The 25022-nt window shown below is 66.8% G+C and carries 21 protein-coding genes and 3 tRNA genes; 10 read left to right on the top strand and 14 right to left on the bottom strand.

From position 1 onward, the window contains the following. Nucleotides 1-16: 16 nt before the first annotated feature. Nucleotides 17-1348, bottom strand: coding sequence for a dicarboxylate/amino acid:cation symporter (locus tag GQR91_RS16005; protein ID WP_235903820.1), 1332 nt, complete (start codon nucleotides 1346-1348; stop codon nucleotides 17-19). A 206-nt stretch (nucleotides 1349-1554) separates the two neighbouring features. Here GQR91_RS16005 and GQR91_RS19825 point away from each other — a divergent pair, with 206 nt between their 5' ends. The 3 genes from GQR91_RS19825 (at nucleotide 1555) to GQR91_RS15990 (ending at nucleotide 6188) form a co-directional block, all read left to right on the top strand. Next, entirely contained in the window at nucleotides 1555-3348 is a 1794-nt protein-coding gene (locus tag GQR91_RS19825; protein ID WP_149680758.1) for a sensor histidine kinase, read from the top strand. An 8-nt stretch (nucleotides 3349-3356) separates the two neighbouring features. Next, nucleotides 3357-4697 carry a sigma-54-dependent transcriptional regulator gene (locus tag GQR91_RS15995; protein WP_149680757.1) on the top strand — a complete coding sequence of 447 codons (1341 nt, stop codon included), beginning with the start codon at nucleotides 3357-3359 and terminating at the stop codon, nucleotides 4695-4697. Nucleotides 4698-5048: 351 nt separating this feature from the next. Continuing rightward, nucleotides 5049-6188: a calcium:cation antiporter gene (locus GQR91_RS15990; RefSeq protein WP_235903819.1), complete on the top strand. Its 1140-nt coding sequence runs from the start codon at nucleotides 5049-5051 to the stop codon at nucleotides 6186-6188. On the opposite strand, the gene GQR91_RS15985 is transcribed toward GQR91_RS15990, so the two are convergent. Together GQR91_RS15985 and GQR91_RS15980 are read right to left on the bottom strand one after the other, a co-directional pair. Then, the gene (locus GQR91_RS15985; RefSeq protein ID WP_112382705.1) at nucleotides 6161-6448 is read right to left on the bottom strand and encodes a hypothetical protein; all 288 of its coding nucleotides are present in this window, start codon (nucleotides 6446-6448) and stop codon (nucleotides 6161-6163) included. The genes GQR91_RS15990 and GQR91_RS15985 overlap by 28 nt on opposite strands. Then, nucleotides 6424-8136, bottom strand: a complete 1713-nt coding sequence (locus GQR91_RS15980; protein WP_162853736.1) for a M1 family metallopeptidase — start codon at nucleotides 8134-8136, stop codon at nucleotides 6424-6426. The genes GQR91_RS15985 and GQR91_RS15980 overlap by 25 nt, the downstream gene beginning before the upstream one ends. Nucleotides 8137-8250: 114 nt before the next feature. Here GQR91_RS15980 and lon point away from each other — a divergent pair, with 114 nt between their 5' ends. From lon to GQR91_RS15965, 3 genes are all read left to right on the top strand, one after another. After that, nucleotides 8251-10647, top strand: a complete 2397-nt coding sequence (gene lon / locus GQR91_RS15975) for an endopeptidase La (RefSeq protein WP_149680756.1) — start codon at nucleotides 8251-8253, stop codon at nucleotides 10645-10647. 215 nt (nucleotides 10648-10862) lie between these two features. Next, nucleotides 10863-11135 (top strand): HU family DNA-binding protein, encoded by a 273-nt coding sequence (locus GQR91_RS15970; protein WP_112382708.1) that lies wholly within the window; start codon nucleotides 10863-10865, stop codon nucleotides 11133-11135. A 59-nt stretch (nucleotides 11136-11194) separates the two neighbouring features. Then, nucleotides 11195-11269: transfer RNA gene (locus tag GQR91_RS15965), tRNA-Val, on the top strand. 249 nt (nucleotides 11270-11518) lie between these two features. On the opposite strand, the gene GQR91_RS15960 is transcribed toward GQR91_RS15965, so the two are convergent. The 5 genes from GQR91_RS15960 to gntA are packed head-to-tail and all read right to left on the bottom strand — an operon-like array spanning nucleotide 11519 to nucleotide 15413. Beyond that, a complete protein-coding gene (locus GQR91_RS15960) occupies nucleotides 11519-12028 on the bottom strand; it encodes a hypothetical protein (protein WP_175580842.1) in 510 nt (169 codons plus the stop codon). 49 nt (nucleotides 12029-12077) lie between these two features. Beyond that, nucleotides 12078-13001: a toxic anion resistance protein gene (locus GQR91_RS15955; protein WP_235903874.1), complete on the bottom strand. Its 924-nt coding sequence runs from the start codon at nucleotides 12999-13001 to the stop codon at nucleotides 12078-12080. 15 nt (nucleotides 13002-13016) lie between these two features. Continuing rightward, nucleotides 13017-14135, bottom strand: coding sequence for a UV DNA damage repair endonuclease UvsE (uvsE, locus tag GQR91_RS15950; RefSeq protein ID WP_149680754.1), 1119 nt, complete (start codon nucleotides 14133-14135; stop codon nucleotides 13017-13019). Beyond that, on the bottom strand, nucleotides 14132-14728 hold the full coding sequence (locus GQR91_RS15945; protein WP_149680753.1) for a DUF1989 domain-containing protein: 597 nt from the start codon (nucleotides 14726-14728) through the stop codon (nucleotides 14132-14134). Before GQR91_RS15945 ends, uvsE begins: the two co-directional genes overlap by 4 nt. Beyond that, on the bottom strand, nucleotides 14721-15413 hold the full coding sequence (gene gntA, locus GQR91_RS15940; RefSeq protein WP_149680752.1) for a guanitoxin biosynthesis heme-dependent pre-guanitoxin N-hydroxylase GntA: 693 nt from the start codon (nucleotides 15411-15413) through the stop codon (nucleotides 14721-14723). The genes GQR91_RS15945 and gntA overlap by 8 nt, the downstream gene beginning before the upstream one ends. A 156-nt stretch (nucleotides 15414-15569) precedes the next feature. Between gntA and GQR91_RS15935 the strand changes: the two genes are divergently transcribed. The 4 genes from GQR91_RS15935 (at nucleotide 15570) to GQR91_RS19965 (ending at nucleotide 20211) form a co-directional block, all read left to right on the top strand. Continuing rightward, nucleotides 15570-16256 carry a Crp/Fnr family transcriptional regulator gene (locus tag GQR91_RS15935; RefSeq protein WP_235903818.1) on the top strand — a complete coding sequence of 229 codons (687 nt, stop codon included), beginning with the start codon at nucleotides 15570-15572 and terminating at the stop codon, nucleotides 16254-16256. Between the two features lie 12 nt (nucleotides 16257-16268). Next, on the top strand, nucleotides 16269-16451 hold the full coding sequence (locus tag GQR91_RS15930; protein WP_112382715.1) for a hypothetical protein: 183 nt from the start codon (nucleotides 16269-16271) through the stop codon (nucleotides 16449-16451). Nucleotides 16452-16545: 94 nt separating this feature from the next. After that, complete coding sequence (locus tag GQR91_RS15925) at nucleotides 16546-18681, top strand: M3 family metallopeptidase (protein WP_149680750.1); 2136 nt, start codon at nucleotides 16546-16548, stop codon at nucleotides 18679-18681. 123 nt (nucleotides 18682-18804) lie between these two features. Then, entirely contained in the window at nucleotides 18805-20211 is a 1407-nt protein-coding gene (locus GQR91_RS19965; protein ID WP_149681426.1) for a serine hydrolase domain-containing protein, read from the top strand. On the opposite strand, the gene GQR91_RS15915 is transcribed toward GQR91_RS19965, so the two are convergent. The 6 genes from GQR91_RS15915 to GQR91_RS15890 all read right to left on the bottom strand — a co-directional run bounded on the left by GQR91_RS15915 (nucleotide 20174) and on the right by GQR91_RS15890 (nucleotide 25014). Continuing rightward, nucleotides 20174-20249 (bottom strand) — tRNA-Lys (locus tag GQR91_RS15915). The genes GQR91_RS19965 and GQR91_RS15915 overlap by 38 nt on opposite strands. Before the next feature lie 25 nt (nucleotides 20250-20274). Next, nucleotides 20275-20350, bottom strand: a tRNA-Lys gene (locus tag GQR91_RS15910). A 101-nt stretch (nucleotides 20351-20451) separates the two neighbouring features. Continuing rightward, a complete protein-coding gene (gene rodA / locus GQR91_RS15905) occupies nucleotides 20452-21564 on the bottom strand; it encodes a rod shape-determining protein RodA (RefSeq protein WP_112382716.1) in 1113 nt (370 codons plus the stop codon). Further along, nucleotides 21561-23609, bottom strand: coding sequence for a penicillin-binding protein 2 (gene mrdA, locus GQR91_RS15900; RefSeq protein WP_205411621.1), 2049 nt, complete (start codon nucleotides 23607-23609; stop codon nucleotides 21561-21563). Before mrdA ends, rodA begins: the two co-directional genes overlap by 4 nt. A gap of 17 nt (nucleotides 23610-23626) precedes the next feature. Continuing rightward, nucleotides 23627-24145, bottom strand: a complete 519-nt coding sequence (locus GQR91_RS15895; protein ID WP_112382718.1) for a rod shape-determining protein MreD — start codon at nucleotides 24143-24145, stop codon at nucleotides 23627-23629. After that, complete coding sequence (locus GQR91_RS15890; protein WP_112382719.1) at nucleotides 24142-25014, bottom strand: rod shape-determining protein MreC; 873 nt, start codon at nucleotides 25012-25014, stop codon at nucleotides 24142-24144. Before GQR91_RS15890 ends, GQR91_RS15895 begins: the two co-directional genes overlap by 4 nt. Nucleotides 25015-25022 lie beyond the last annotated feature (8 nt).

The raw sequence follows: 25022 nt of genomic DNA, 5'->3' as shown, positions 1-25022 counted from the left end.
AGGCGGGAGCGCGGTCTTATGCCGCGTTGATTGCCGGGCCGTTAACGATGGCCGGGGCGGTGCGGCTGTTCAGCGCGGCATCCAGCGCATCCTTGTCGAGCGCGTTTTCCCATCGGGCGACGACCACGGTTGCCACCGCATTGCCGATGAAGTTGGTCAGGCTGCGGCATTCCGACATGAAGCGGTCGATGCCCAGGATCAGCGCCATGCCCGCGATCGGGATGGTGGGCACGATCGAGAGCGTCGCGGCAAGCGTGATGAAGCCCGCACCGGTGACGCCGGCGGCCCCCTTCGAACTCAGCATCGCGACCAGCAGCAGGGCGATCTGCTGACCCAGCGACAGGTCCACACCGCAGGCCTGGGCGATGAACAGTGCCGCCAGCGTCATGTAGATGTTGGTGCCGTCGAGGTTGAACGAATAGCCGGTGGGAACGACCAGGCCGACGACCGACTTCTCGCATCCGGCCTTTTCCATCTTCTGGAGCAGGCTGGGCAGGGCGGCCTCGGACGAGGAGGTGCCCAGGACGAGCAGCAGCTCGGCCTTGAGGTAGCGGATCAGCTTGAACACCGAGAAGCCATTCACCCGCGCGATGGTGCCGAGCACGACCGCGACGAACAGGAAGGCGGTCAGGTAGAAGGTGGCGACGAGCGCGCCGAGATTGACGAGGCTGCCCAGACCGTACTTGCCGATGGTGAAGGCGATCGCGCCGAACGCACCGATGGGTGCCGCGCGCATCAGGATGCCGACCAGCTTGAAGACGACGATGCTCAAACGCTCCAGGCTGCTCAGCAGCGGCTTGGCGGGCTCGCCGATCAGCGCCATCGAGATGCCGAACAGGATGGCGACGAGCAGGACCTGAAGGATGTTGCCCTCGGTGAAGGCGCTGACCAGCGTGTCGGGGATGATGCCGAGCAGGAAGCCGGTGATCGTGGTGTCGTGCGCCTTGGCGGCATAGTCGTTGACCGCGGCGGCATCGAGCGTCGCCGGGTTGATGTTCATGCCGGCGCCGGGCTGGACGACATGGGCGACGATCAGGCCGACGACGAGGGCGAGCGTCGAGACGGTGATGAAGTAGAAGAACGCCTTGCCCGCGACGCGGCCGACCGAGGCGAGTTCGCGCATGCCGGCGATGCCGGTCACCACCGTCAGGAAGATGACGGGGCCGATGATCATCTTGACGAGCTTGATGAAGCCGTCGCCCAGCGGCTTCAGCGAGGCGCCGAAGCTTGGGTAGAGATGGCCGATGATCGCGCCCAGCGCGATGGCGACGAGGACCTGGATATACAGGTGCGACCATATTCTGGCGCGCTTGGGCGCCTCGGCCACGGCATAGTCTTGTGCGATCACGCTTTCGTCATCCTCTGCAAGAATGGGAGGCACCGTTGATCCGGGCTCTTCGAACATGAAGTGTGCGCTGAAAGTGTCCGGGGCATCAACGTGATGGTGGAATGGTGCTAAAACGGCCGAAATCCGCCAGATCCGGTGGCGTGGCCGGTTTTGGATGAGCGAATTTTCGCATGGCGCCGGCGGCATTGCTGCGATAGTCCGCACAAATGGGTTCCTTCTCCGCCAAGTCGATCCGCGTCCGCGTCGCCCTGGCGGCAGTGCTGGTCGTGGCGCTGACCCTGGTCGTGGCTTTGGGGTTGCGGGCCTATGCTTACGGGCAGGCGCTGGACGAGTTGCGCCGCACCGTCGGCCGGGTGGCGCGGCAGCAGGAACGGCTGTTGTCGAGCGAGTTGCAGCGCTTCCGGTTGCTGCCGATCGTGCTGGGCGAATATCCGGACCTGCGCAGTGCGCTGGTCGCGGGGCCGGGCCGGGCGGCGGACCGGATGAACGAGAAACTGGCGCTGCTGGCCGAGCGCACCGGTGCGCCGGTGATCTATGTGGTCAATGCGCAGGGGCGGACGATCGCGGCGTCCAATGCGCAGCAGCCGGACAGCTTCGTCGGGCGCGACTTTGCGTTCCGGCCCTATTTCCGCGGCGCGATGGCGAACGGGACGGCGGAATATTTCGCGCTGGGCAATGTCAGCCGCCGCCCCGGCCTGTTCCTGGCGCGCCGGCTGGGACCGGTGGAGGCGCCGGTGGGCGTGGTGGTCGTAAAGGTCGAGTTCGGCGGACTGGCACGCGCCTGGGCCACCGATGTCGGGCAGACGCTGCTCGTCGATGGGCACGGCGTCGTGGTGGTGGCAACCGATCCGCGCGCGCGCTTTTCCACGCTTCGTCCCTTATCGCCCGGCGAACGCGCGGAAATACGGGAAACGCGGCAGTTCGGCAGCCTGCCCTTGCCGTTGTCCGGCTATCGGTTGGGGAAGCGCGGCGAGGATCGCGATCGGGTGGGGGACAAGGTGCTGTCGGCGGCGGTGCCGGCGCCGCTGCCGGGGTGGCGGCTGATCCATGTGGCGCCGGTCAGGACCGCGCTGCGCGAGGCGGATGCATGGGTGCGGGCGGCGACGGTGCTGGTCGGCGTCGCGCTGGCGCTGCTGGCGGCGGGATGGCTGTGGCGGCAGACGCGCGCGGAGCGGCAGCTGGCGGCAAGGGCGGCCTTGGAGGAGGAGGTGACGCGGCGGACGGCCGAGCTGCGCGAGGCGAACGGGCGACTGACGGTGGAGATCGGCGAGCGCATCCGTGCCGACCAGCGCTTCCGCGCCGCGCGCGAGGAACTGGCGCAGGCCAACCGGCTGGGATCGCTGGGATCGATCACCGCGGGCGTGGCGCACGAGATCAACCAGCCGGTGGCGGCGATCCGCACGCTGGCCGACAATGCCCGCATCTTCCTGGAGCGCGCCGCACCCGAGCGCGCCGGACAGAATCTGGCCTCCATCGTCGAGCTGACCGAACGGATCGGATCGATCGTGCAGGAGATGCGCCGTTTTGCCAGGCGAGGCACGCACGGCATCGGCCCGGTGGCGATCGCCGAGATCGTCGAGGGTACCATGCTGCTGATCGGCGACCGTTTCCGCAGCGCGGGCGTGACGCTGGACCGGCCGATGGCGGGCGAGGCGTTGCCCATGGTGATGGCGGGGCGGGTGCGGCTGGAGCAGGTGCTGGTCAACCTGTTGCAGAATGCGCTGGACGCGGTGGCCGGGCAGGCGGTGCCGAGGGTCGCGCTATATGTGGAAGACGATGGCGGCGACACGGTTGCGATCGTCGTCGCCGATAATGGTTCGGGGCTGGACCCGGCGCTGGCGCCGGTGATCTTCACCCCGTTCGTGACCGGCAAGCCCGACGGGCTGGGCCTGGGTCTGGGGATTGCACGCGATATCATGACGGAATTCGGTGGCATGCTGGAGACGGTTCCATCCAGGCTGGGCGGCGCGGCGTTCCGCGTGACGTTGCGACGGGCGTGAGCGGGGACATGGCGAGCGGGAAGAGCGCGGGCGCGACGATGCGCGTGCTGCTGGTGGATGACGACACGACGCTGCGCGGCGCGCTGGCGCAGTCGTTCGAACTGGCGGGGATCGAGGTGGAGCCGCATGCCGACCCGCAGGGCGCGCTGGCCACGATCGATGCCGATTTCGCCGGCATGGTGGTGACCGACATCCGCATGCCCGGCATGGACGGCACCGAGCTGTTCCGCCGCATCGCGGCGATCGATGCGGATATCCCGGTGATCCTGATGACCGGGCATGGCGACGTGCCGATGGCGGTGGCCGCGCTGAAGCAGGGCGCGTTCGACTTCGTCGCCAAGCCGTTCGCCGCCGATCACCTGATCGCCAGTGCGCAGCGCGCGCTGGAGATGCGCCGGCTGGTGCTGGAGAACCGGCGTCTGCGGCTGGCGGCGGAGGAAGCGCAGGGCGCCTATCCGCTGATCGGCGAGACGCCGGTGATGATGCGGCTGCGCGACATGGTGCGACAGGTGGCGCAGGCCGATGTCGACGTGCTGATCGAGGGGGAGACGGGCACCGGCAAGGAACTGGTCGCGCTGCTGCTCCACCGCTGGAGTGCGCGGCGGACGCGACCCTTCGTCGCGGTCGATTGCGCCGCGCTCCCCGAGACGATCGCGGAGGGCGAACTGTTCGGACAGGCGCATGGCCGCACGCCCGGGCGGATCATGGCGGCCAACCGTGGCACGCTGTTCCTGGACGAGGTCGACAGCATGGCGCTGGCGCTGCAGGGCCGGATGCTGCGCGTGGTGGAGGAGCGCGAGGTGCGCGCGATCGGCGCGGAGGAACGGCAGATGCTGGACCTGCGCATCGTGGCGGCGGCGAAATCGGATCTGGCGGGCGCGGTGGCGGAGGGGCGGTTCCGGGCCGACCTGCTCTACCGGCTGGATGCGGTGCGGCTGCGCGTGCCGCCGCTGCGCGAGCGCCGGGCCGACGTGCCGCTGCTCTTTGCGCATTTCCTGCGCGAAGCGGCGGAGCGGTTCGGGCGCGAGGTGCCGATGATCGACGCCGATGTGGAGGCGCGGCTGTTGTCGCACGACTGGCCGGGCAATGTGCGCGAGGTGCGCAACTATGCGGGTCGCGTCGCGCTGGGTTTGCCGGGGGAGGGTAGCGGCGTGGGGAGCGACGGATCGCTGTCGCTGCCCGAACGCGTCGAGCGGTTCGAGGGGGCGACGATCCGCGCCGCGCTGGAGGAAGGCGGCGGCGACGTGCGCGCCGCGCTGGTGACGCTCGGTATTCCGCGCAAGACCTTTTACGACAAGATCCAGCGGCATGGCATCGACCTGAATGCGTATCGGCAGGGGCGGGGGTAGCGATTACCGGGAGGCGCGATCCTGCGTAGCCCGTTTTTTCGCCAGCGATGGCAGCCAGATGGAAGATCTTCCGTTCGTCTCGATTAGTCATCGCGCTTGTCGAGATGACGTATCGAGAGACCGTTACCCGGGGGCGATGATGTCTCGATACGCGGCCTCGATATGCTCCCCCGGAGCTATTCGACCGCTACTCGACACGAACGGGCTCGGGGGAAATTGGAGGCGGGGGAGCGAGGCGGCTCCACACCACACCCCAGGAAATGCATGATCCATGTTGGACCGTGCGCGCCAAGTGGCCGGTTTTGGCAACTTTCATGCCGTTGTTGCATTGCTGGAATAAAGGGAGACGCAATGACACAGACGACGGCAGACGAGGAACGGATCGTACCCCCGGCCAGCAAGCGGGCCTTGCTGCAACGATTGACGATGCCGTGGTGGACGCTGATCTTCCCCCTGCTCGGCGTCGGCGCGGTCCTGATCTCGCTCTACAAGATGGGAACGCCCGGCCTGATCGCGGCGGCGGTGATCCTGATGGGATGCGTGCTGGCCGCGGTGCATCATGCCGAGGTGGTCGCACACCGGGTGGGCGAGCCGTTCGGCACGCTGGTGCTGGCGGTCGCGGTGACGGTGATCGAGGTGTCGCTAATCGTCAGCCTGATGCTGTCGGATGCGGGCGATGCCTCCACCCTGGCCCGCGACACGGTGTTCGCGGCGATCATGATCATCCTGAACGGCATCGTCGGACTGTGCCTGCTGTCGGGCGGCGTACGGCATGGCGAGCAGCGCTTTTCACTGCGCGGGGCGAGCGCCTCGCTGAACGTGCTGGTGGCGATGGTTGTGCTGTCGCTGGTGCTGCCCAACTATGTATCGAGCGCGCCGGGGCCGACCTATGCCCCGTCGCAACTGATATTCGTCGCGATCGTCAGCCTGATCCTCTACGGCACCTTCGTGTTCGTGCAGACCGGGCGGCACCGGGAGATGTTCCTGCCCGCCGACGAGGACCTGCCGGCGGATGCGCACACCACCGTGCCATCGGGCAGCGACACGCTGGTCGCGCTGGGGCTGTTGCTGGTGGCGCTGGTCGGCGTGGTGCTGCTTGCCAAGGGATTGTCGGCCAAGGTGGAGGAGGCGATCCTGGGCGCGGGCCTGCCACTCGCGATCGTCGGCGTCATCATCGCCGGACTGGTGCTGGCGCCTGAAAGCCTCGCCGCCTACCGCGCGGCCAAGCGTAACCGGTTGCAGACGAGCCTGAACCTGGCGCTGGGCTCGGCGCTGGCGACGATCGGGCTCACCATCCCGTCAGTGGCGATCGTGTCGCTGGCGCTGGACCTGCCGCTGGCGCTGGGGATCGGGCCCAAGGAAATGACGGTGCTGGTCCTGTCGCTGTTTGTCATCACCCTGTCGCTGGGCACCGGGCGGACCACGCTGCTGGGCGGCGCGGTCCATCTGGTGATCTTTGCGGCCTATCTGTTCATCACCGTGGTGCCCTGATCCCGCGCACGCTGCCGGGCCGCCAGTGCGATCCCGGCGGCGAGTTGCAGCGCGCCGTAGAGCCGGCGGCGGGTCGGCCGGCCGGCAAAGGGCCGGACGAGCAGGTCGACCGCCGGGGTGCGCGAGCGCCACAATGCGACATGGCGTTCGGGCTGGAGCAGGCCTAGCAGCCCGTCGCCGATCATGAACACCGCGGCCATCTCCGCCGTGCGGCGAAGGGCGGCCTGCGTGTCGGTCAGTTCTTTCGTGTCGCGCGCCATGCCTGAAACTCCTCGATTGCCGTCGAGCGTTTCAACACGCGAGCCCAGGGATCGATCACCACATGCGCGTCGGCGGGCACGACAAGCGTGCCGGAGCCGTCCGTCATCGGCAATTTTTCGATGCGGTCGCCGACCTGTACCTCGATCGGCATGGGGAAGGGGCGGTCGTTGGCGACCTTCCAGCGCAGCGTCAACCGGTCGCCGTCGCGGGTCTGTTCGAGGTCCGGCAGTGCCGCCTCGCGCAGATAGACATCGAAGAACCAGCGATAATCCCGGCCGGTGACCTGACGGACGAAGCCTTCATATTCCCGGCTCGAGCCGAAGCGGGGCTTGAAGTTGCCGGGCTTCAGATCGGTGCGGCCATAGACGGCGAGGCGGGTGACATCCCAGAAGGCCTTGTCGCCGATCAGGTTGCGCAGGGTGTGGAGCATCCACGACCCCTTCATGTAGATGTCGAGGCCGGGGCCGCCATTGGCCGCCTCGTACACATCCTCCTCGGTGATGACGCGGTCGCGCACGATCGGCACCTTGGCGGCGATCTGGGGGCGTTGCAGGTCCATCATCGCGGCATAGCGGGCCTCGCCCTCGCGCCAGCGGCCATAAGCGGGCTGCATGTAGCTGCCATAACCCTCGTGCAGCCAGAAATCGTCCCAGTTGGCCGCGGTCAGCTGGTTGGCGAACCATTCATGGGTGAATTCGTGCTGGAACAGCCAGTCGAAGCCCTCGACCGCCTTGGCATATTCATTGCCATAGGCGTTGATCGTCTGGTGCTCCATGCCCTTGTGCGGGGTTTCGACCACGCCGACCTTCTCGTCCCCGAACGGGAAGGGGCCGACGAGCGATTCGAAGAAGTCGAGCGTGGGGGCGAATTCGGCGAACAGCTTTTCCGCCTGCGGCTTCTCGCCCGGCAGATACCAGTAATGCATCGGGATCGTGTTGCCGAAGCGGCTCTTGTAGCTGCCGCTGATCTCCTCATAGGGGCCGACATTGAGCGCGATGGCATAGGTGTTGGGATTGCGCGTCCGCCAGTTCCAGCGGGTGCGGCCATCGGGCAGCGTATCGACGCCGAGCAGGCGGCCGTTCGAGGGCGCCTTCAGGCCGGTGGGAACGGTGATGTGCAGCGTCACCTGCTCAGGCTCTGCGGTGGGGAAGTCGAGGCAGGGCCAGAACAGGTCGCAGCCATAGCCTTGCGCGGTGGTGGCGAACCACAGCCTGCCGTCCGGCGTCTTCGACCAGACCACGCCGTCGTCCCATGGCGCGCGGACCGCAACGTGCGGCGTGCCGCGATAGGTGATGCTGGCCCTGATCTTCTGTCCTGTTCCCTTCGCGCGGGGGAGAGGAATGACGAGCTGCCCGTCCGGATTGGACCATGTCCCGGGTTTCAGCGCCACGCCGTCGATCGACACGGCGGAGACCGGCAGGTTCCTGTCCAGGTCGATCAGCAGGCGGGACACCGGCGCGGTGGCGATGAAATCCAGCACCGCGACGCCGGCCAGTTCCTGCGTTTCGGGCAGGACCTCGAACGACAGGTCGGCGGTGTCGAAGCGCAGCGCCAGTTGCTCGGCCGGCCGGATGCCGCCGGAACGCTTGGTCTGCTCGGTCAGCGGCGGCTCCCCCTTTTTAGGGAGCGGCGTCGCCATTGCGGTGGAGGCCAGGAGAATGACGGCAAGCATCGGTATACGATTCATGCGCAAACTTGTTGCCGGTCGTCGCAAGCTTGGCAAGGCGTGATTGATGGATGCTTCACCCTCCCCATATAAGGGAGCATGAGGGTCCCCCCGGCGGGACCCATCGGAGACTCCATGACTCAGACCTACCCCGTACTTCCGCTCCGTGACATCGTCGTGTTCCCGCACATGATCGTGCCGCTGTTCGTGGGCCGTGACAAATCGGTGGCGGCGCTGGAAGCCGCCATGGCCGCCGACAAGGAGATATTCCTGGTCGCGCAGCTCGATCCGGGCGAGGACGATCCCGCCCGCGAGGATCTGTATGAAATCGGCGTATCGGCGACCGTGCTGCAACTCCTCAAGCTGCCCGATGGCACGGTGCGCGTGCTGGTCGAGGGCAAGCAGCGCGCCCGGCTGGTCGAGCTGACCGCGGGCGAGACGCACCTGACCGCCACCGTCGACACGGTCGAGGACAGCGGCGCGGACAATGACGAGATCGCTGCGCTGATGCGCTCGGTGGTCGACCAGTTCGAGAATTATGCCAAGCTGAACCGCAAGCTGCCCGCGGAAACCGCGGTGCAACTGGGCGAGATCGACGAGCCATCGCGGCTGGCCGATGCGGTTGCGGCCAATATCTCGATCAAGGTGGCCGACAAGCAGGCGCTGCTGGTCGAGACCGATCCGGCCAAGCGGCTGGAGATGGCCTATGCCCTGATGGAGGGCGAGCTGGGCGTCCTGCAGGTCGAGAAGAAGATCAAGAGCCGCGTCAAGCGCCAGATGGAGAAGACGCAGCGCGAATATTACCTCAACGAGCAGTTGAAGGCGATCCAGCGCGAGCTGGGCAATGAGAGCGACGAGGGCGACGGCGACGAGATCGCCGAGCTGACGCAGAAGATCGCGACGCTGAAACTGTCCAAGGAGGCGCGCACCAAGGCGACGTCGGAGCTGAAGAAGCTGAAGACGATGGCGCCGATGAGCGCCGAGGCGACCGTGGTGCGCAACTATCTCGACGTGCTGCTCGGCCTGCCATGGGGCAAGAAGTCTAAGATCAAGAAGGACATTCCTGCCGCCGAAGCGGTCCTGAACGAGGATCACTATGCGCTGGAGAAGGTGAAGGACCGGATCGTCGAATATCTGGCGGTCCAGGCGCGCACCAACAAGCTGAAGGGGCCGATCCTGTGCCTCGTCGGCCCGCCCGGTGTGGGCAAGACGTCGCTTGGCCATTCGATCGCCAAGGCGACGGGGCGCGAGTTCATCCGCCAGTCGCTGGGCGGTGTGCGTGACGAGGCCGAGATCCGGGGCCACCGGCGCACCTATATCGGCAGCCTGCCGGGCAAGATCGTGACGAACCTGAAAAAGGCCGGCACGTCCAACCCGCTGTTCCTGCTCGACGAGATCGACAAGCTGGGCCAGGATTTCCGCGGCGATCCGGCGTCGGCGCTGCTGGAGGTGCTCGACCCCGAACAGAACGGCAAGTTCAACGACCATTATCTGGAGATCGACATCGATCTGTCGGACGTGATGTTCGTGTGCACGGCCAACACGCTGAACCTGCCGCAGCCGCTGCTCGACCGGATGGAGATCATCCGGCTGGAGGGCTATACCGAGGACGAGAAGGTCGAGATCGCCGAGCGGCACCTGATCGCCAAGCAGGTCGAGGCGCATGGGCTGAAGGACGGCGAATTCACGCTGACCAACGAAGGGCTGCGCGCGCTGATCCAGCGTTACACCCGTGAGGCGGGCGTGCGGACGCTGGAGCGCGAGGTCGCCAAGCTGGCGAGAAAGGCGCTGCGCCAGATCCTCGAGGGCAAGACGCAGAGCGTGACGATCACGCCCGAGAACCTGCACGAGTTCGCAGGCGTGCAGAAGTACCGCCACGGACTGTCGGAAACCGAGCATCAGATCGGCGCGGTGACGGGGCTGGCCTGGACCGAGGTGGGCGGCGAGCTGCTGACCATCGAAAGCGTGACGGTGCCCGGCAAGGGACAGGTGAAGACGACCGGCAAGCTGGGCGACGTGATGAAGGAGTCGGTGCAGGCTGCCTTCAGCTTCGTGCAGGCGCGCAGCCCGAGCTACGGCATCAAGCCCAGCCTGTTTCACCGCAAGGACATCCATATCCATCTGCCCGAAGGGGCGGTGCCCAAGGATGGCCCGTCGGCGGGTATCGGTCTCGTCACCTCGATCGTCTCCACGCTAACCGGGGTTCCGGTGCGCAAGGAGGTGGCGATGACCGGTGAGGTGACGCTGCGCGGCCGGGTGCTGCCGATCGGCGGATTGAAGGAGAAGCTGCTCGCGGCGCTGCGCGGTGGGATCGAGACGGTGCTGATCCCGCAGGAGAACGAGAAGGATCTCGCCGACATCCCCGCCAACATCAAGGAAGGGCTGAAGATCATTCCCGTTGCGCATGTCGACGAGGTGCTGCGTCTGGCGCTGACCGAACCGTTGGAGGCGATCGACTGGACCGATGCGGACGAACTGGCCGCGCTGCCGCCATCGGGCGTGGCGCCGGCCGGAGGCGAGCTGCACCACTGATGCAGGTTGGCACGGCCGGGAGCGGAGGTTTTCCGTCGCTTCCGGCCGACCGTCCGCTACGGGTCTTTGAAATCTAAACGATTTCGCTACCCATCCTGCCGCACGGGGGCCTACCGGATTTGTTTGACAGCCTGTAAAGGCGTCGCATTATCCACGGCTTTCACGGTCCATCGATTCTTTCGACAGCGAAATGATTCGGCAAGGGGGGTTTCAGAATGAACAAGCAGGAGTTGATCGCCACGGTCGCCGACACGTCGGGACTGGTTCGCGGGGACGCGGTCAAGGCGGTCGAGGCGGTGTTCGATGCGATTTCCGCCGCGCTGAAGAAGGGCGACGAAGTGCGCCTAGTCGGCTTCGGCACCTTTTCGGTTTCCAAGCGCAAGGCGTCCACCGGTCGCAACCCGCGCACCGGCGAACCGATGACGATCAAGGCATCGTCGCAGCCCAAGTTCAAGGCCGGCAAGGGCCTGAAGGACTCGGTGAACTAATCTGCTTTTTGGGCTGGACAGGCGCGCAGGTGCCGCCTAAAGGCCCGTCTCCCGGTTACGGGCGCGTAGCTCAGCGGTAGAGCACACCCTTCACACGGGTGGGGTCACAGGTTCAATCCCTGTCGCGCCCACCATATCCTGGATATGGTTCAACAAAATGGCCGCCCGGTCGCCTTCCTTGGAAAGCGCGACCGGGCGGCCGTTTTGCGTTGTCGTGGCCGCTTTTGTTTGAGTTGCTGGTCGTTTGTGTCGGGGCGCGGCAGTCGGTCTCTCGATACACCGTCTCGATGCGGCTTTGCCGCTACTCGACGGTTACTCGAGACGAACGGGCGAGCATGGGACGTGTTGGCGGCTGCTTCGGCTCCGCTCCGATTCTGGCGATATCAGCCTAGAGGATCGCGGTTGCCGTAGCGGGTTTCGATGAAGCGCAGATTGTCGGCGAAATTGTCGAGATTGTCCTGCGCCATGGTGCGGCATAGCGCGCGAAGCCGGTCGAGCATCTTTTCCAGGCCCTCGGTCAACACATAGCTGGCCGAGCGGCCGGTCTGGCGGAAGATCTCGGCGCGGTGGGCCGGGGGGATATCGGCATAGCTGGAGACGAGTTGCGGCAGGTGGGTGTCGCGCATCTGGCGGACTTCGGTCAGTGCCGAGACGAGCAGCGGATCATCCTTGGCGCGTCGCTCGATCTGGGTGGCGAGGTCGAGCAGTTCGGCGACCTTGGGACGTGCGGCGTCGGGCAGGCGGGGATCGTCGGCGGAAAAGCCGGCGGGCGCGCGATCGGGCGTGAGGGGCACCGATGGGCGGTGGGCGGGCGATGGCGATGACGGCAGGGAGGACGGCGCGGGCTGCGCCGTGCCGAACAGGTCCGAGAAGAATTTCATCAGGCCGCTCACCGCTTACCCCGTATTCACGCGCGCCCCGACGGCGCCCTGCCATGGGTAATCATCGCGCGTCCGCAAATCCAGTCGTGGCGGCAGCGAGCGCGTGACGCATCTGTTCCACCGCGTCGTCCAGAGCGCGGGTGGCGCTTGCCCGGTCCGAACCGGCGGCGGCCTGCGCGGTGCGATCGAGGGCGGTCGCCTGCGCGGTCATCCGCTGCCCCTCGGCAAGTGCGGCGCGGGCGGCCAGGGCGGTGCGCAAGGCGGCCATCATCGTCTGGCCAGCGCGGCCGATCGCGGCGCCGAGCGCTTCATGCCCGTCCAGCAGGATGTCGAGCGTCATCCAGCCCTGGCGGGTGACGATAAGCTGCGTCAACACGTCGCGCAGGCGTTCCTGCACCGTAGCGCCAGCGCGGGTGCGCAACAGGTCGGCGCGGGGTGGATTGTCCACCGCGATCTCGCGTGCGGCCGCCTCGACCGCCTGTTCGGCCAGGCGCAGGAACTGGCCGGCTTCCTCCAGCCGGTGGTCGGCGGCGACCAGCCGTTCGCGGTGGCCGCGTAAGGTGATCGCCTCGCGCAGCAGGGCGTCGCGCTGACGTTCCAGATCGGCAAGGAGGTCGGTGAGCAGGGTGCCGGAGTCGACCGTCGGGACGGGCGGGGGCGGGCGGCCGAACAGCCGGTCGGCAAAGCTCTGTCGCGGCGGCGCCGGCGGGGTGGCAAGTGCCTCCACCTCGGTCCTGAGGCGGGTCAGGATCGTGTCCGCTTCGGCGGCGGCGGGGGTGGTGGATTGGGGGAGCCGGCGGCTCTGTTCGGCCGCATGGGCGATCTCATCGCGGCCCAGTCGGCCGAGCAGGGCGAGCAGGGCATCGTCATCGGCGGCGAGCCATTGGCGCAAAGCCTCGCGAACGCGGCCCTGCACCATGCGGCGGCGATCGGGGTCGAGCGGGGCGAGCGCGGTTTCGGGCGAATCGGCAGGCGGCGAAAGCATCACGCGAATGTGGTATCAGGCGTCGCCCTCGTCCACATCGGGCGCGTCATCGGCATCGGCACCATCCTCCAGTTCGGCTTCGTCCTCGCCGAGTTCGGCGGCATCCTCGGCAGTGATGCCGAAGCGGGCGGCGACGTCGGGGGCGAAGCGCAACATGTCGGGGCGCAGCTTGATGAGGCTGATGTCCTTGGACTTGCCTTCCAGCATCACGTCGAATTCCAGACCCTCGGCGGTGCGCATGAAGGTGCAGAATTCGAACGGGTTGGTGAAGTCGGCATGGCCGGTCCAGATCGGCGGGCGCAACACCGTCTTGACCCGCGCGCCGGGCTTCAGCGGCGCCTTGAGCTGTTCGCCCTTTTTGGGTTTGGCGCCAGGGGCGACCTTTTGCTTGATCTCGCGCAGTTCGGTGCGGGGGCTGGAGAAATGAATCTTGGGCCGGACGCCGGCGGGCCAGCTTGCCATGAATTTTTCGAGCGTGTCGCGCAGGTCGAGCCGCTCGGGATTGAGGCACCAGAAATGCTGATAGTCGAAGATCAGGCGGACGCCGGTGCGCTCGTGAATCCACAGCACGTCGGCCGCCGAGAAGCGGATGTCGTCGTTTTCAAGGACGAGACGGCGGCGAACATGCTCGGGGCACTGCTCCCACCCCGCGATCCAGCGGGCGCGGCTGGCCTCGTGATCGTCGTAGACGCCGCCGACATGGGTGACCATCACGGCTTCGTCGTCCAGCTCCATACGGTCGAGCATTTCGGCCTGGCTGGACAGATCCCAGATGCTCTTCGTGGTCAGCGCCGGATTGGGGGCGTTGAGCAGCACATATTGCGAGGGGTGGAAGGACAGGCGCATGTCGAGCGCGCGCGCCTTGGCGCCGAGCGCGCGCAACTCCGCGTCGCTTTCAGCGACCATGTTGTGGAATTGCGGCATGTCGGGGTGCGTGGCGTAGGGCGCGAGATCCGACGAGAGGCGGTACATGTCGATCTTCTGTGTCGCCAGATAGTCGAGGATGGCGTCGACATATTCGAGCGAACATTTGAGATGCGGATTTTTCTGCCAGCGGCGGGTGTCGTTGGATTTCATCCCCGGCTTGCCCATGACCTTGACGGGGAAGCCGAGGCGTAAGGGGCGATCGGTCATGCGGCGGGGCCGGCGTCGATGCGGTATTGGATCGGCTTGAACGAGCCGCCGTTCGACTGGAGGGCGGAGCAGGCAGTGAGACCGATGACGAGGTCCATCTCGGCGCGGAAGCGGATGAAGTCGCCGGCCTTGCTGAGCGGGGGCTCGACGGTGAAGGTGCCGGTGGCGCCGTCGATCGGCACGTTCATGAAGCAATTGAAGGCGGTGGGGATCATGTCCGGCTCGACGCCGTAGGGCTGCAGCGCGGCAGCGAGATTGCCGAAACAGCCGCGATGGGGATCGGTGTCGCCGTAGATGATGCGGAACGTGTCCTTCGAACAGGGCGTCAGCAGGAAGTCGTGCCGGCCGACCGTGTCCTCCAGGATGGAGAGCATGACGTTGGACCGGTTCGAATAAAGCGGGTCGCCCGTCGTCAGGTAGAGCCGGCTGGCATAATCGAGCGTGCGGCCCGAGGAGATGACCTCGCGCAGATCATCCGCGTTGAACGCGAGCAGGTCGGACACCTGACAGCCTTGCGGATCGATCACGGTCAACTCGGCGCCCTTCGGAAGCCGGAAACCGGCGCCGGAGCGGGGCGGGATCGTCTCAACCATGCGCCGCACCTCCTCCGCGATGAAAGGGGCAGCGCCAGTCGGATGGCACTTCACGACCGCTATACTGGCGCGCCTCGCTGATCTCGCCGTGGCGGGCGAGCATCGGGTTGAGCGAGCCCGCCAGATCGAGATCGCGCGCAAGGATGGAGGCGCGCAGCTTCTCGTAGCGCTGCTGTTCGCGCAGCACCTCGAACTGGTCGTGCAGGTTGAACACCATGGCGGGCGTGGCGAAACGCCGTGCGGGGCGGCTGGCGGCGGGGTGGAGGCCGACAACGAAGAATGCCTCGCCCGCAAAGCTCAGCGAGAAATGCGGATCGTCGGGATCGGTGCTGACGCTGGGGTCGGGTTGGTAGCCGAGCCATTCGTCCTTGTCGGACAGCGACTGGGCACGCGCCCACAGGTGCCGCTCGAACCCGGCCTCGTCCAGATCGCCGGGACCTTCGAACAGGATGACCAGGGTTCGAAACAGCGCACGGTCGGCGCGATATTTGGCAACGGTGGTGGTGAGTGCGGGCAGGATGCGCATATCGTCCCAGGCGGAGCGCAGGTCGCGGGCGACCAGAATGTCCATCTGCCCCTTGGCCAGTGCCGATTTCGCCCCCACGCACGGAAAACTTGCCTCCCGTATCGCGCCGATGAATTCCTCGGCGAGGGGGTGGTCGTTCTGGTAACTGATCGTTCGCATGGCCGATGGAACCCGCGGGGTCCAACAATGTTGCGTCAGATGATGATGTATTGACCTGGATTAAGACGAATGTTCGGTCCCCGAAATACAGGCGGTGAACGAGGAGCGGACAGCATGATAACGGATCTGTTTTTGCGAGGCCGCGGGCGGGAGAGGATGTCAGTCACCGACATCCAAGCGCTGGAGGACTCCGTCGAGGATGTCCGCACGCTGGGCCCTCGCCAGTTGCTGGTCGAGCGGGGGCGCGAGGTGCAGAACAGCACGTTGCTGCTCGAAGGCCTGATGTGCCGGTACATGGACGACCGGGAAGGGCACCGGCAGATCGTGGCGTTCCATGTGCCGGGCGATTTCGTCGACCTGCACGGCTTCACGATGAAGCGGCTGGACCATGACATCGGTACGCTGACCCCGGTCCGCTACGGCGTAGTGCCGCATGCGCGACTCACGACGGTGACCGAGTCCTGGCCGCGCCTGACCCGGTTGCTGTGGTTCTCGACCCTGCTGGATGCCGCAATGCACCGCGAATGGATCTTTCGGCTTGGGCGGCTGGGCGCCGAGGGGCGGGTGGCGCACATGTTCTGTGAACTGCACGCGCGCATGGCGATGATTGAACGGGTGACCGACGGCAGCTTCACCCTGCCCGTCACGCAGGTCGATATCGCGGAGGCGTGCGGGCTGACCAGCGTGCATGTGAACCGCGTGTTGCGGAGCCTGCGCGAGCGCAATGCGTTGACATTCAAGGGTGGCGTTGCGCGTATTCTCGACCTGAAGGTGTTGGAGACGCTGAGCGAATTCGACCCGCTTTACTTGTACGGCTCCGATGTCGAACTCGGGGCCGGCTAGGGAGATGTGCGTATGGCTTCGATCGAGCCGGAGAGTGTGGCGGGGCGGGCGACCGCGGAGAATGGCATCGTCATGCTGGATGGACCGAACGGCGTGGCCGTGGCGATGACGCCAGCGGCGGCGCGCGATACCGGCCGCTCGCTGATCGCTGCGGCGGATGCAGCCGAGGGGCAGGCGCAACCCTCACAGGAATGAACGCCGGCGGTCGCAACAGGCGAAACGGGTCAGGGACCTTTACGCATTGTAGCAGAGGCTTATGGTGGCAGGGTTTTTCCAACGGGAGCCCTTTGTGCGCCATGCCTTTCTCGCCGCCGGACTTGCGGCGTTGATGTCCACCACTGCCATTGCCGGGGAACAGGCCGCTGCACCCGCCGCCGCCCCAGCCGCCAATGCCAATCCGCTGCTTGCCACCTGGACCGGCCCTTATGGCGGCGTGCCGCCCTGGGACAAGGTAAAGCCGGAGCTATTCCCGCAGGCGTTCGAAGTGGCGCTTGCCGAACGGGCGGCGGACTATGCCAGGATCGCCAACGATCCCGCCAGGCCGACCTTTGCCAACACCTTCGTGCCGATGCAGAATGCGGGCGAGCGGCTGGGCCGGGTGATGACGCTGTTCGGCGTGATGACCGGCAACATGAACACGCCCGCCTATCAGAAGATCGACCGCGAATGGTCGCCCAAGCTGGCGGCGGCGCAGGACCGCATCACCTTCGACCCGAAGCTGTTCGCGCGGATCGAGGCGATCTATCAGGCGCGCGACACGAGCGGGCTGAACGCGCAGCAGAAGCGGCTGGTGACGCGCACCTACGACATGTTCGTGCGGCAGGGTGCGAAGCTGGATGCGGCGCAGAAGGCGCAACTGTCGCAATATAACCAGCAACTCGCCACCGCCTTCTCGGAATTCTCCGAAAAGCTGCTCGGCGACGAGGGCAAGGCGATCCTGGTCACCGACGAGCGGCAACTGGCCGGCGTGCCCGACAGCGTGAAGGCGGTCGCCAAGGCGGCGGCCACCGAGCGGGGACAGACCGGCTGGGCGATCGTCAACACGCGCTCCGCGGTCGATCCGGTACTGACCTTCGCGACCGATCGCGCGCTCCGGGAAAAGGTGTGGCGCGGCTTCGTCAATCGCGGCGACAACGGGGACGCCAACGATACGAACGCGACGATCGCGCGGATCGTGAAGCTGCGCGCGGACCGGGCGCACCTGCTCGGCTTCAAGACGCACGCCGACTGGCGGATGCAGGACACCATGGCCAAGACGCCGGCCGCGGCGATGAACCTGATGATGCGCGTCTGGCCCGCCGCCAAGGCGCGGGTGGCCGAAGAGGTTCGCGACATGCAGGCGATCGCGGATAAGGACGGCGGCGCGAAGATCACGATCGAGCCGTGGGATTACCGCTTCTACCAGGAGAAGGTGCGCAAGAGCCGCTACGACCTGGATCAGGCGGAGCTGAAGCCGTATTTCGAGCTGAACAACATCATACAGGGTTCGCTCTATGCCGCCAACCGGCTGTACGGGCTGAACTTCAAGGAGATTACCGGCACCGTACCGGTGTTCGAGCCGAACATGCGCGTGTGGCATGTGACCGACCGGGCGGGCAAGGAAGTGGGCCTGTTCTACCGCGACGATTTCGCGCGGACGGGCAAGCGATCGGGCGCCTGGGCAAACACCTATCGCAGCCAGCGCAACCTGCCGCCGGTGCGCAACGTGCTGTCGTCGAACAACAACAACTTTGCGAAAGGCGCGCCGGGCGAGCCGATCCTGATCAGCCTGGACGATGCCGAGACGCTGTTCCACGAGTTCGGCCATGCGATCCATGCGATGTTGCAGAACGTCTATTATCCGGGGCTGGCGGGCACGCCGCGCGACTTCGTGGAATATCCCAGCCAGGTGAACGAGCATTGGCTGCTGACCCGCGACGTGCTCGACAAATATGCGCGTCACTACCAGACCAAGGCGGCGATGCCGCAGGCGCTGCTCGACAAGATCAAGGCGTCCGAGACGTTCAACCAGGGCTTCGCGACAACCGAATATCTGTCCTCGGCGATCGTGGACATGAAACTGCACACGGTGGCGGACGGGGTGGTCGATCCCGACCGGTTCGAGCGTGAGACGCTGGCCGAGATCGGCATGCCCAAGGAACTGGTGATGCGGCACCGCCTGCCGCAGTTCAATCACCTGTTCTCCTCCGACAGCTATTCGGCGGGCTATTACAGTTATTTGTGGTCCGAGACGATGGACGCGGACACCTTTGCGGCGTTCGAGGAAGCGGGCAGCCCGTGGGACAAGGCGACGGCGGATCGCTTTGCCAAGGTGCTGCTGTCGACGGGGAACGAAACCGACCGGGCGGATGCCTATCGCGCGTTCCGGGGGCGTGACCCGGACGTGAACGCCCTGTTGAAGCAGCGCGGTTTCCCGACGCGGTAAGGACCTTCACCTTCCAACCGGAGCCGGTTTCCGGTTACGTGGGCGCGTCGCCGGTCCTATGATCGGCGGCGCGTTTTCGTGTCGGGGGACGGCATCGCCCCGGCTTAATTTCTGGGGGCGGTCATGCGGATCGGGGGAATTGCCAAGCGGGCCGGGCTGATCCTGCTGGCGGTCGTGATCTGCCTTGCCGCATGGCTGTTGATCGCGCCGCCGACGCTGCTGCGCATCGGCAGCGGCTATACGGCCAAGATCGTCTGCTCCAACGTCTTCCTGGCGGGGCGGGATGCCGATCAGGTGCGACGCATCGACGTGCAGGCGCCGGGCAATCCGCTGTTGCGGCTAATGTCTGTGGATGTCGACCGGGCGCGGCGCGTGGTGTCGGTGGCCATGCTGGGCGTGATCGGGCGCAACCAAGCGGTGTACCGCGAAGGGCTGGGCTGCACCACGGTGCCGGACGGCGATGTGGAGCGGGTGCGCGCGCAGGTCGCGCCATCGCGGCCGATGCTGCCGCCGCCTGCATCATCGGCGTCCTGGCCGACGGGAAGCGCGCCGGGCAACGCCGATCCCGCGGTCGCGGCACTGCTAGCCGACGACGCGCTGGTCGGGCCGGGCATGCGTGCGGTAGTGGTGGTGCGGGACGGGCGGATCGTGGGCGAGCGCTATGCGCCCGGGATCACCGCCGATACGCGACTGATCGGATGGTCGATGACGAAGACGGTGACGGCGGCGCTGGTCGGCACCGTGCTCGACCGGTTCGGGGGCGTGGGCGCACAAGGCCTGCGGCCGGAATGGACCGATGCACGGGCCCGCATCACCTTGGCGCAGTTGCTCGGCATGGAAAGCGGGCTGGCCTTCAACGAGGATTATGGCAGCACGTCCGACGTGAACCGGATGCTGTTCACCGTGCCCGATCCCGCCGGCTATGCCGCGGCCATGCCGCTGGCGGTGACGCCGGGGACGAGGTTCGATTATTCGTCGGGCAGTTCGGTGATCCTCGCACGACTGTTCCGGGATCGGTTCGCACGGCCGGCGGATGCGCTGCGCTGGCCTTATGACAGGCTGTTCGGGCCCGTGGGCATGCGCAGTGCGGTGTTGGAGGTCGATGGACGGGGAACGTTCGGAGGGGCGTCGTTCCTCTATGCCACGGCGCGGGATTGGGCACGGTTCGGGCAGTTGCTGTTGCAGGACGGGGTGTGGGCGGGTGCCCAACTGCTGCCGCGCGGCTATGTCGCGTGGATGCACGCGCCGACCCGGGCGTCGGGTGGGCGATATGGACGCGGACAGGTGTGGCGCCGCCTGCCGCAGGGAATGGACCGGGCGGGCTTGCCGGCCGATACCTACTGGATGCTGGGGCATGACGGGCAGTCGATCGCGATCATCCCCTCGCGCCGGATGGTGGTGGTGCGCATGGGCCTGACGCCGCGATGGGCGGGATATTCGCCTGCACCGCTGGTGCTGGGGGTGAGCGCGGCCGGCCGTAAGAAGGGGAGGGTGGTGGACGCACTTGGGCTCGAACCAAGGACCCGCTGATTAAGAGTCAGCTGCTCTACCAACTGAGCTATGCGTCCGTACCCGTCAGGGGCGGAAAAGGGATGGTGGACGCACTTGGGCTCGAACCAAGGACCCGCTGATTAAGAGTCAGCTGCTCTACCAACTGAGCTATGCGTCCATTCCCGCCAGCGCCGCGATGGAGCGCCTTGGTGAAGCGCCCCGGCATCGGGGAAGCGCGCGGTTAGCACCCGCCGCGAAGTTTGCAAACCCTTTTTTGCCCTACCAGCGCGTTGCGCGACGATTTTCCCGGTCGAGGCTCATCAGGATGCCCAGGCACAGCAGCACCGTCATCTGCGACGACCCGCCATAGCTGACCAGCGGCAGCGGAATGCCGACAACGGGGGCGAGCCCCATGACCATCATCAGGTTGATCGCGACATAGAAGAAGATGGTGGTGGACAGGCCGGCGGCGGCCAGCCGCGCAAAGCGTGTCTTGGCGCGCTGGCCGACATCGATGCCCCAGCGGATGACCAGCAGGAAGGCCAGGATCAGCAGGCAGCCGCCGACCAGACCCCATTCCTCCGCCATGGTGGCGAAGACGAAGTCGGTATGCCCCTCCGGCAGATAGTCGAGATGGCTTTGCGTGCCGTTCAGGAAGCCCTTGCCCCAGATGCCGCCCGAGCCGATCGCGATCTTGGACTGGCTGATATGATAGCCGGTGCCGAGGGGATCGCTTTCGGGATCCATGAAGATCAGGACCCGGTTCCTCTGGTAATCGTGGAGCAGCAGATTGAAGGCCAGTGGTGCGGCGATGGCGACGCTGATCGCGCCGCCGATGAAAAGCCGCAGGGGCACGCCCGCCAGGAACATGACGGTGACGCCGCCGGCGCAGATCATCAGCGCGGTGCCGAGATCGGGCTGCTTCATCACGATGACCGCCGGAATGCCGATCAGCACCGCCGCCGGCCAGATGCCCGACCAGCGCCGTGTCTCGGCGGGGGGCAGCACCTCGTAGAAGCGGGCACAGGCCAGCACGATCAAGGGCTTCATCAACTCGGAGGGCTGAAGGCGGATGAAGCCGACATCCAGCCAGCGCTGGCTGCCGCCGCGTACCGCGCCGAGCAGCTCGACCAGGATCAGCGCAGCGACGATCGCGATATAGCCGGGCACCGCGATCCCCTTCCAGAATCGCTCCGGCAGACGGGCCAGCACCAGCGAGCCGGCGAGCAGCACGAAGAAGCGGATGCCCTGCAGCATCGCCCAGGGCTTCAGCGATCCGCCGGCCGCCGAATAGAGCACGACGAGGCCGAAGCTGCCGATCGCGGTGACCAGCAGGATCACGCGCCACGGTATGCGTGCCAGCGGTTCGGGGATGATCCGGTTGCGGCTCATTCGTCGCCCTCGGGGATGGAGGCTTCCGCGACCGTGTTGCCGGTGGTCTGGGTGGCGCGCGTCTCCGCCTCGCGGTCGGCGGCGGCGGCGGCCGCCTCGACCGCGGGCGCGTCGGTGGGGATGACGGCATCGGTCTTGGTCGCGGGCATCGGCGCGTTGACCGCGCGGTAGGCCGCTTCCTGGAAGGCCATACGCGTCTCGATATTGCCGCCCCAGGTCGGCTCCACCTCGGCCAGGCTTTTGAGCGCGCGTTCGCGGTCGAACAGATAGGTCATGATGTCGCGCCCGATCATCGGCGTGTCGAGGTTGCGGACCGTATGGCCGTTATGTTCGAGCACGATGCCCGCGGCATAACGCGGATTATCGGCAGGCGCGAAACAGACGAGCAGCGCGTGGTCGCGCAGACGGAAGGGCAACTGGCCGTTCTTCAGCACGCCCGCACGCCGCTCCGCCATGGTGATGCGGCGGACCTGCGCGGTGCCTGTCTTTGCCGCCAGACTGACCCCCGGCACATACATGCGCGCCGCACCGCCGGTGCCGCCGCCGTTCACCACCCCGAACATCGCCTCCCGGACGATACGGAAATGATCCTGGTCCAGCGAGAGGAACGGTGCGTTGCGGTGAACGTCGGCGGCCAGCAGGCTGGGCTGTAGCGCGCGGCCTGAGGCGAGCCGCGCCGCCATCACCGCCAGTTGCAGCGGGTTGGCAAGCACATAGCCCTGTCCGATCGAGGCGTTCAGACCGTCGGCGACGGTCCATTTGGTCTTGTACTTGCGCTGCTTCCATTCGGAGTCGGGCACGGTGCCATAGCGCTGGGTCGCGAGCGGCAGGTCGAATTTCTGACCCAGGCCCATCATCCGCGCGACCGGGGCGATCCGGTCATAGCCCATGCGGCGGATCATCTCGTAGAAATAGATGTCGCAGCTTTGCTCGATCGCGCGCTTCAGATCGACGGGGCCGTGCCCGCCGCGCTTGTGACAGTGGAACACGCCGGTGCCGACGCGCATCGCGCCGGAACAGAATACGCGCTCCGACGCCGGCACGCCGGCATGGAGCAGCGCCAGCCCGTTCATCGGCTTGACCGTCGAGCCCGGCGGGTACAGCCCTTGCGTCACCTTGTTCATCAAGGGGATGTGATCGTCGTCCGACAGCATCTTCCATTCGAGATGGCTGATGCCATCGGAAAAGCTGTTGGGGTTGTAGGCGGGCATCGACACCATCGCGAGCATCTCGCCGGTGAGGCAGTCCATCACCACCGCGGAGCCGGAATTGGTGCCGAGACGCCGGGCAACATATTCCTGCAAGCCGGCATCGATCGTCAGGCGCGTATTGTGGCCGGGTATGTCGGGGCGGGTGGCCAGTTCGGCGACCAGCTTGCCGCGCGCGGTGACCTCGACCCGCTTGGCGCCGGGGATGCCGCGCAGCCGCTTTTCCAGCGTCTTTTCTAGCCCGTCCTTGCCCAGCTTGAAACCGGGCGTGACCAGCAGGGGCTCGCGCGTTTCCTTATATTGCTCGGCAGTGGGGACGCCGACATAGCCGGTCAGGTGCGCGACCGCGGCGCCGGCGGGGTAGTAGCGGGCAAAGCCGCGCGTCGGCTGTACGCCGGGCAGTTCGGGCAGGCGGACGCTGACCGCGGCGAAGCGCTCCCAATCCAGGCGTTCGGCGACCTGCACCGGCTTTAGCCCCTTGGCATCCTTCAGGTCGAGGCGCAGGCGCTCCATGTCCTCGGGCGGCAGGCGCAGGATCTGTTGCAGCCGGGCCAGGACCGCGTCCTTGTTCTCCAGCCGCTCCGGGATGATGTCGACGCGGAAATCGGTGCGGTTGTTGGCGATCGGCAAACCGTTGCGGTCGATGATCCAGCCGCGGCGGGGCGGGATCAGCGTGGTGTTGACGCGGTTGCTTTCCGACAGAAGCTGGTACTTCTCGTTCTGCGCGATCGACAGCCACGCCATGCGGCCGGCGAGCAGCAGGCCGATACCCGCTTGCCCCGCACCCAGCACGAAGGCGCGGCGCGAGAAGCTGTAGGCCTGGGCGGCCTCGGTCATCGTGCGGGCGGGGCGCTTCACGCCGCCTCCCGGCCGCGCTTGCGATCGATCCAGGCGACGGTGCGCGCCGCCAGGGGAAAGAGCATGATCGTCATCACGATCTGCGCCACTAGCACGGTATCGACCTGCGCGCCCAAGGGAACCGCGATCAGCCGGCCCATGACCAGGCAAAAGGCGATGCCGCCGGCCGCGATCAGCCAGTCTTGCCAGAAGTCGCGAAACACCAGGCGCTGTTCGATAAGTTCGATGGCGAGAAACGTCGCGGACCAGAGCAATACCGCCGAGCCGAGCGGCTGGCCGCTGGCGAGATCGTCGAACGCCCCCAGCGGCGCCGCCGCCCAGGGGCGCAGCGCGAAGCGGGCGAGCAGCCGCCAGGCGAGCAGCATCAGCAGCCCGAAGGGCGGCAGCACCGGAAAGGTGGCGATCGCCGGCAGGATGGTGACGAGCGACCCCGCCATCACCGTGATCCACGGCAGTGCGCGGGCGCGCCCCGGCGGCAGGCCGGGGTCGAAGGGTTTATAGTCCTGGGGGCTCACGGGCGGGGTGCGGGCGGGGCGGGGGGAAGGGGCAGGAAGGCGCGCTGGACGATCGCGAAATCGAGCGAGTCGGGGCGCGCGAAGGTACGGGCGGGCATGGAATCATTGCCGGTCCGCACCACGCGGGCGACGGGGATGCCGGGCGCGTAGAGGCCGCCGGTGCCGGAGGTGACGAACAGGTCTCCGGTGGCGAAGCGCACATTGGTGGTGTTGACCGAGCGGATATCGACCATGCCGTCGCCGCGGCCGACCGCGAGCGCGGGCAGGCCGTCGCGGGTGCGGCGAACGGGCACGATGCTTTCGGCATCGGTGAGGAGCAGGATGCGGGCGACCGCCGGACCCGTTTCCACGACGCGGCCGATCAACCCGTCGGGCCCGCGCACGGGCATGCCGGGCTCCACACCCTGTGCGCGCCCGGCATTGAGCAGCGCGAAGCGGCGGCCGCTGGACGCGGTGGAGCTGACCAGCCGCGACGTCACCACCGTATCGGCCGAACGGTCGCGAACGGCGAGCAGCGCGCGCAGCCGGCGATTGTCATAGGCGATGGTGCGGGCACGCAGCAGCAGCGCCTCCGACCGCTTCAATTCGGCACGCAGGCGGGTGTTCTCGTCATGGACGAAGAAATAGGTGGCGATCGTATCGGGCACCGACACCACGCCGTCGATCGCCCAGGCGGCGCTGGCGGAGACGGGCGCGGTGACGCTGGCCACCGCCATGCGCATCGCGGCGAAGGCGGGCGGGTTGAACCGCGATGCGACAAGCAACGCCGCCCCCACCAATGCGCCCGCCACCGCGAGCACATAGGCCAGAAACGCTCCATATTGCCGCCGCCGCGAAAACCCCGTGCGACGGTCGCGGGCAGGCGCCATGCGCCGGT

The organism is Sphingomonas carotinifaciens, from assembly GCF_009789535.1.
Classification (GTDB): domain Bacteria; phylum Pseudomonadota; class Alphaproteobacteria; order Sphingomonadales; family Sphingomonadaceae; genus Sphingomonas; species Sphingomonas carotinifaciens.
The sequence above is the reverse complement of the archived record's forward strand: the minus strand, read 5'-3'. Positions and strand labels throughout refer to the sequence as shown.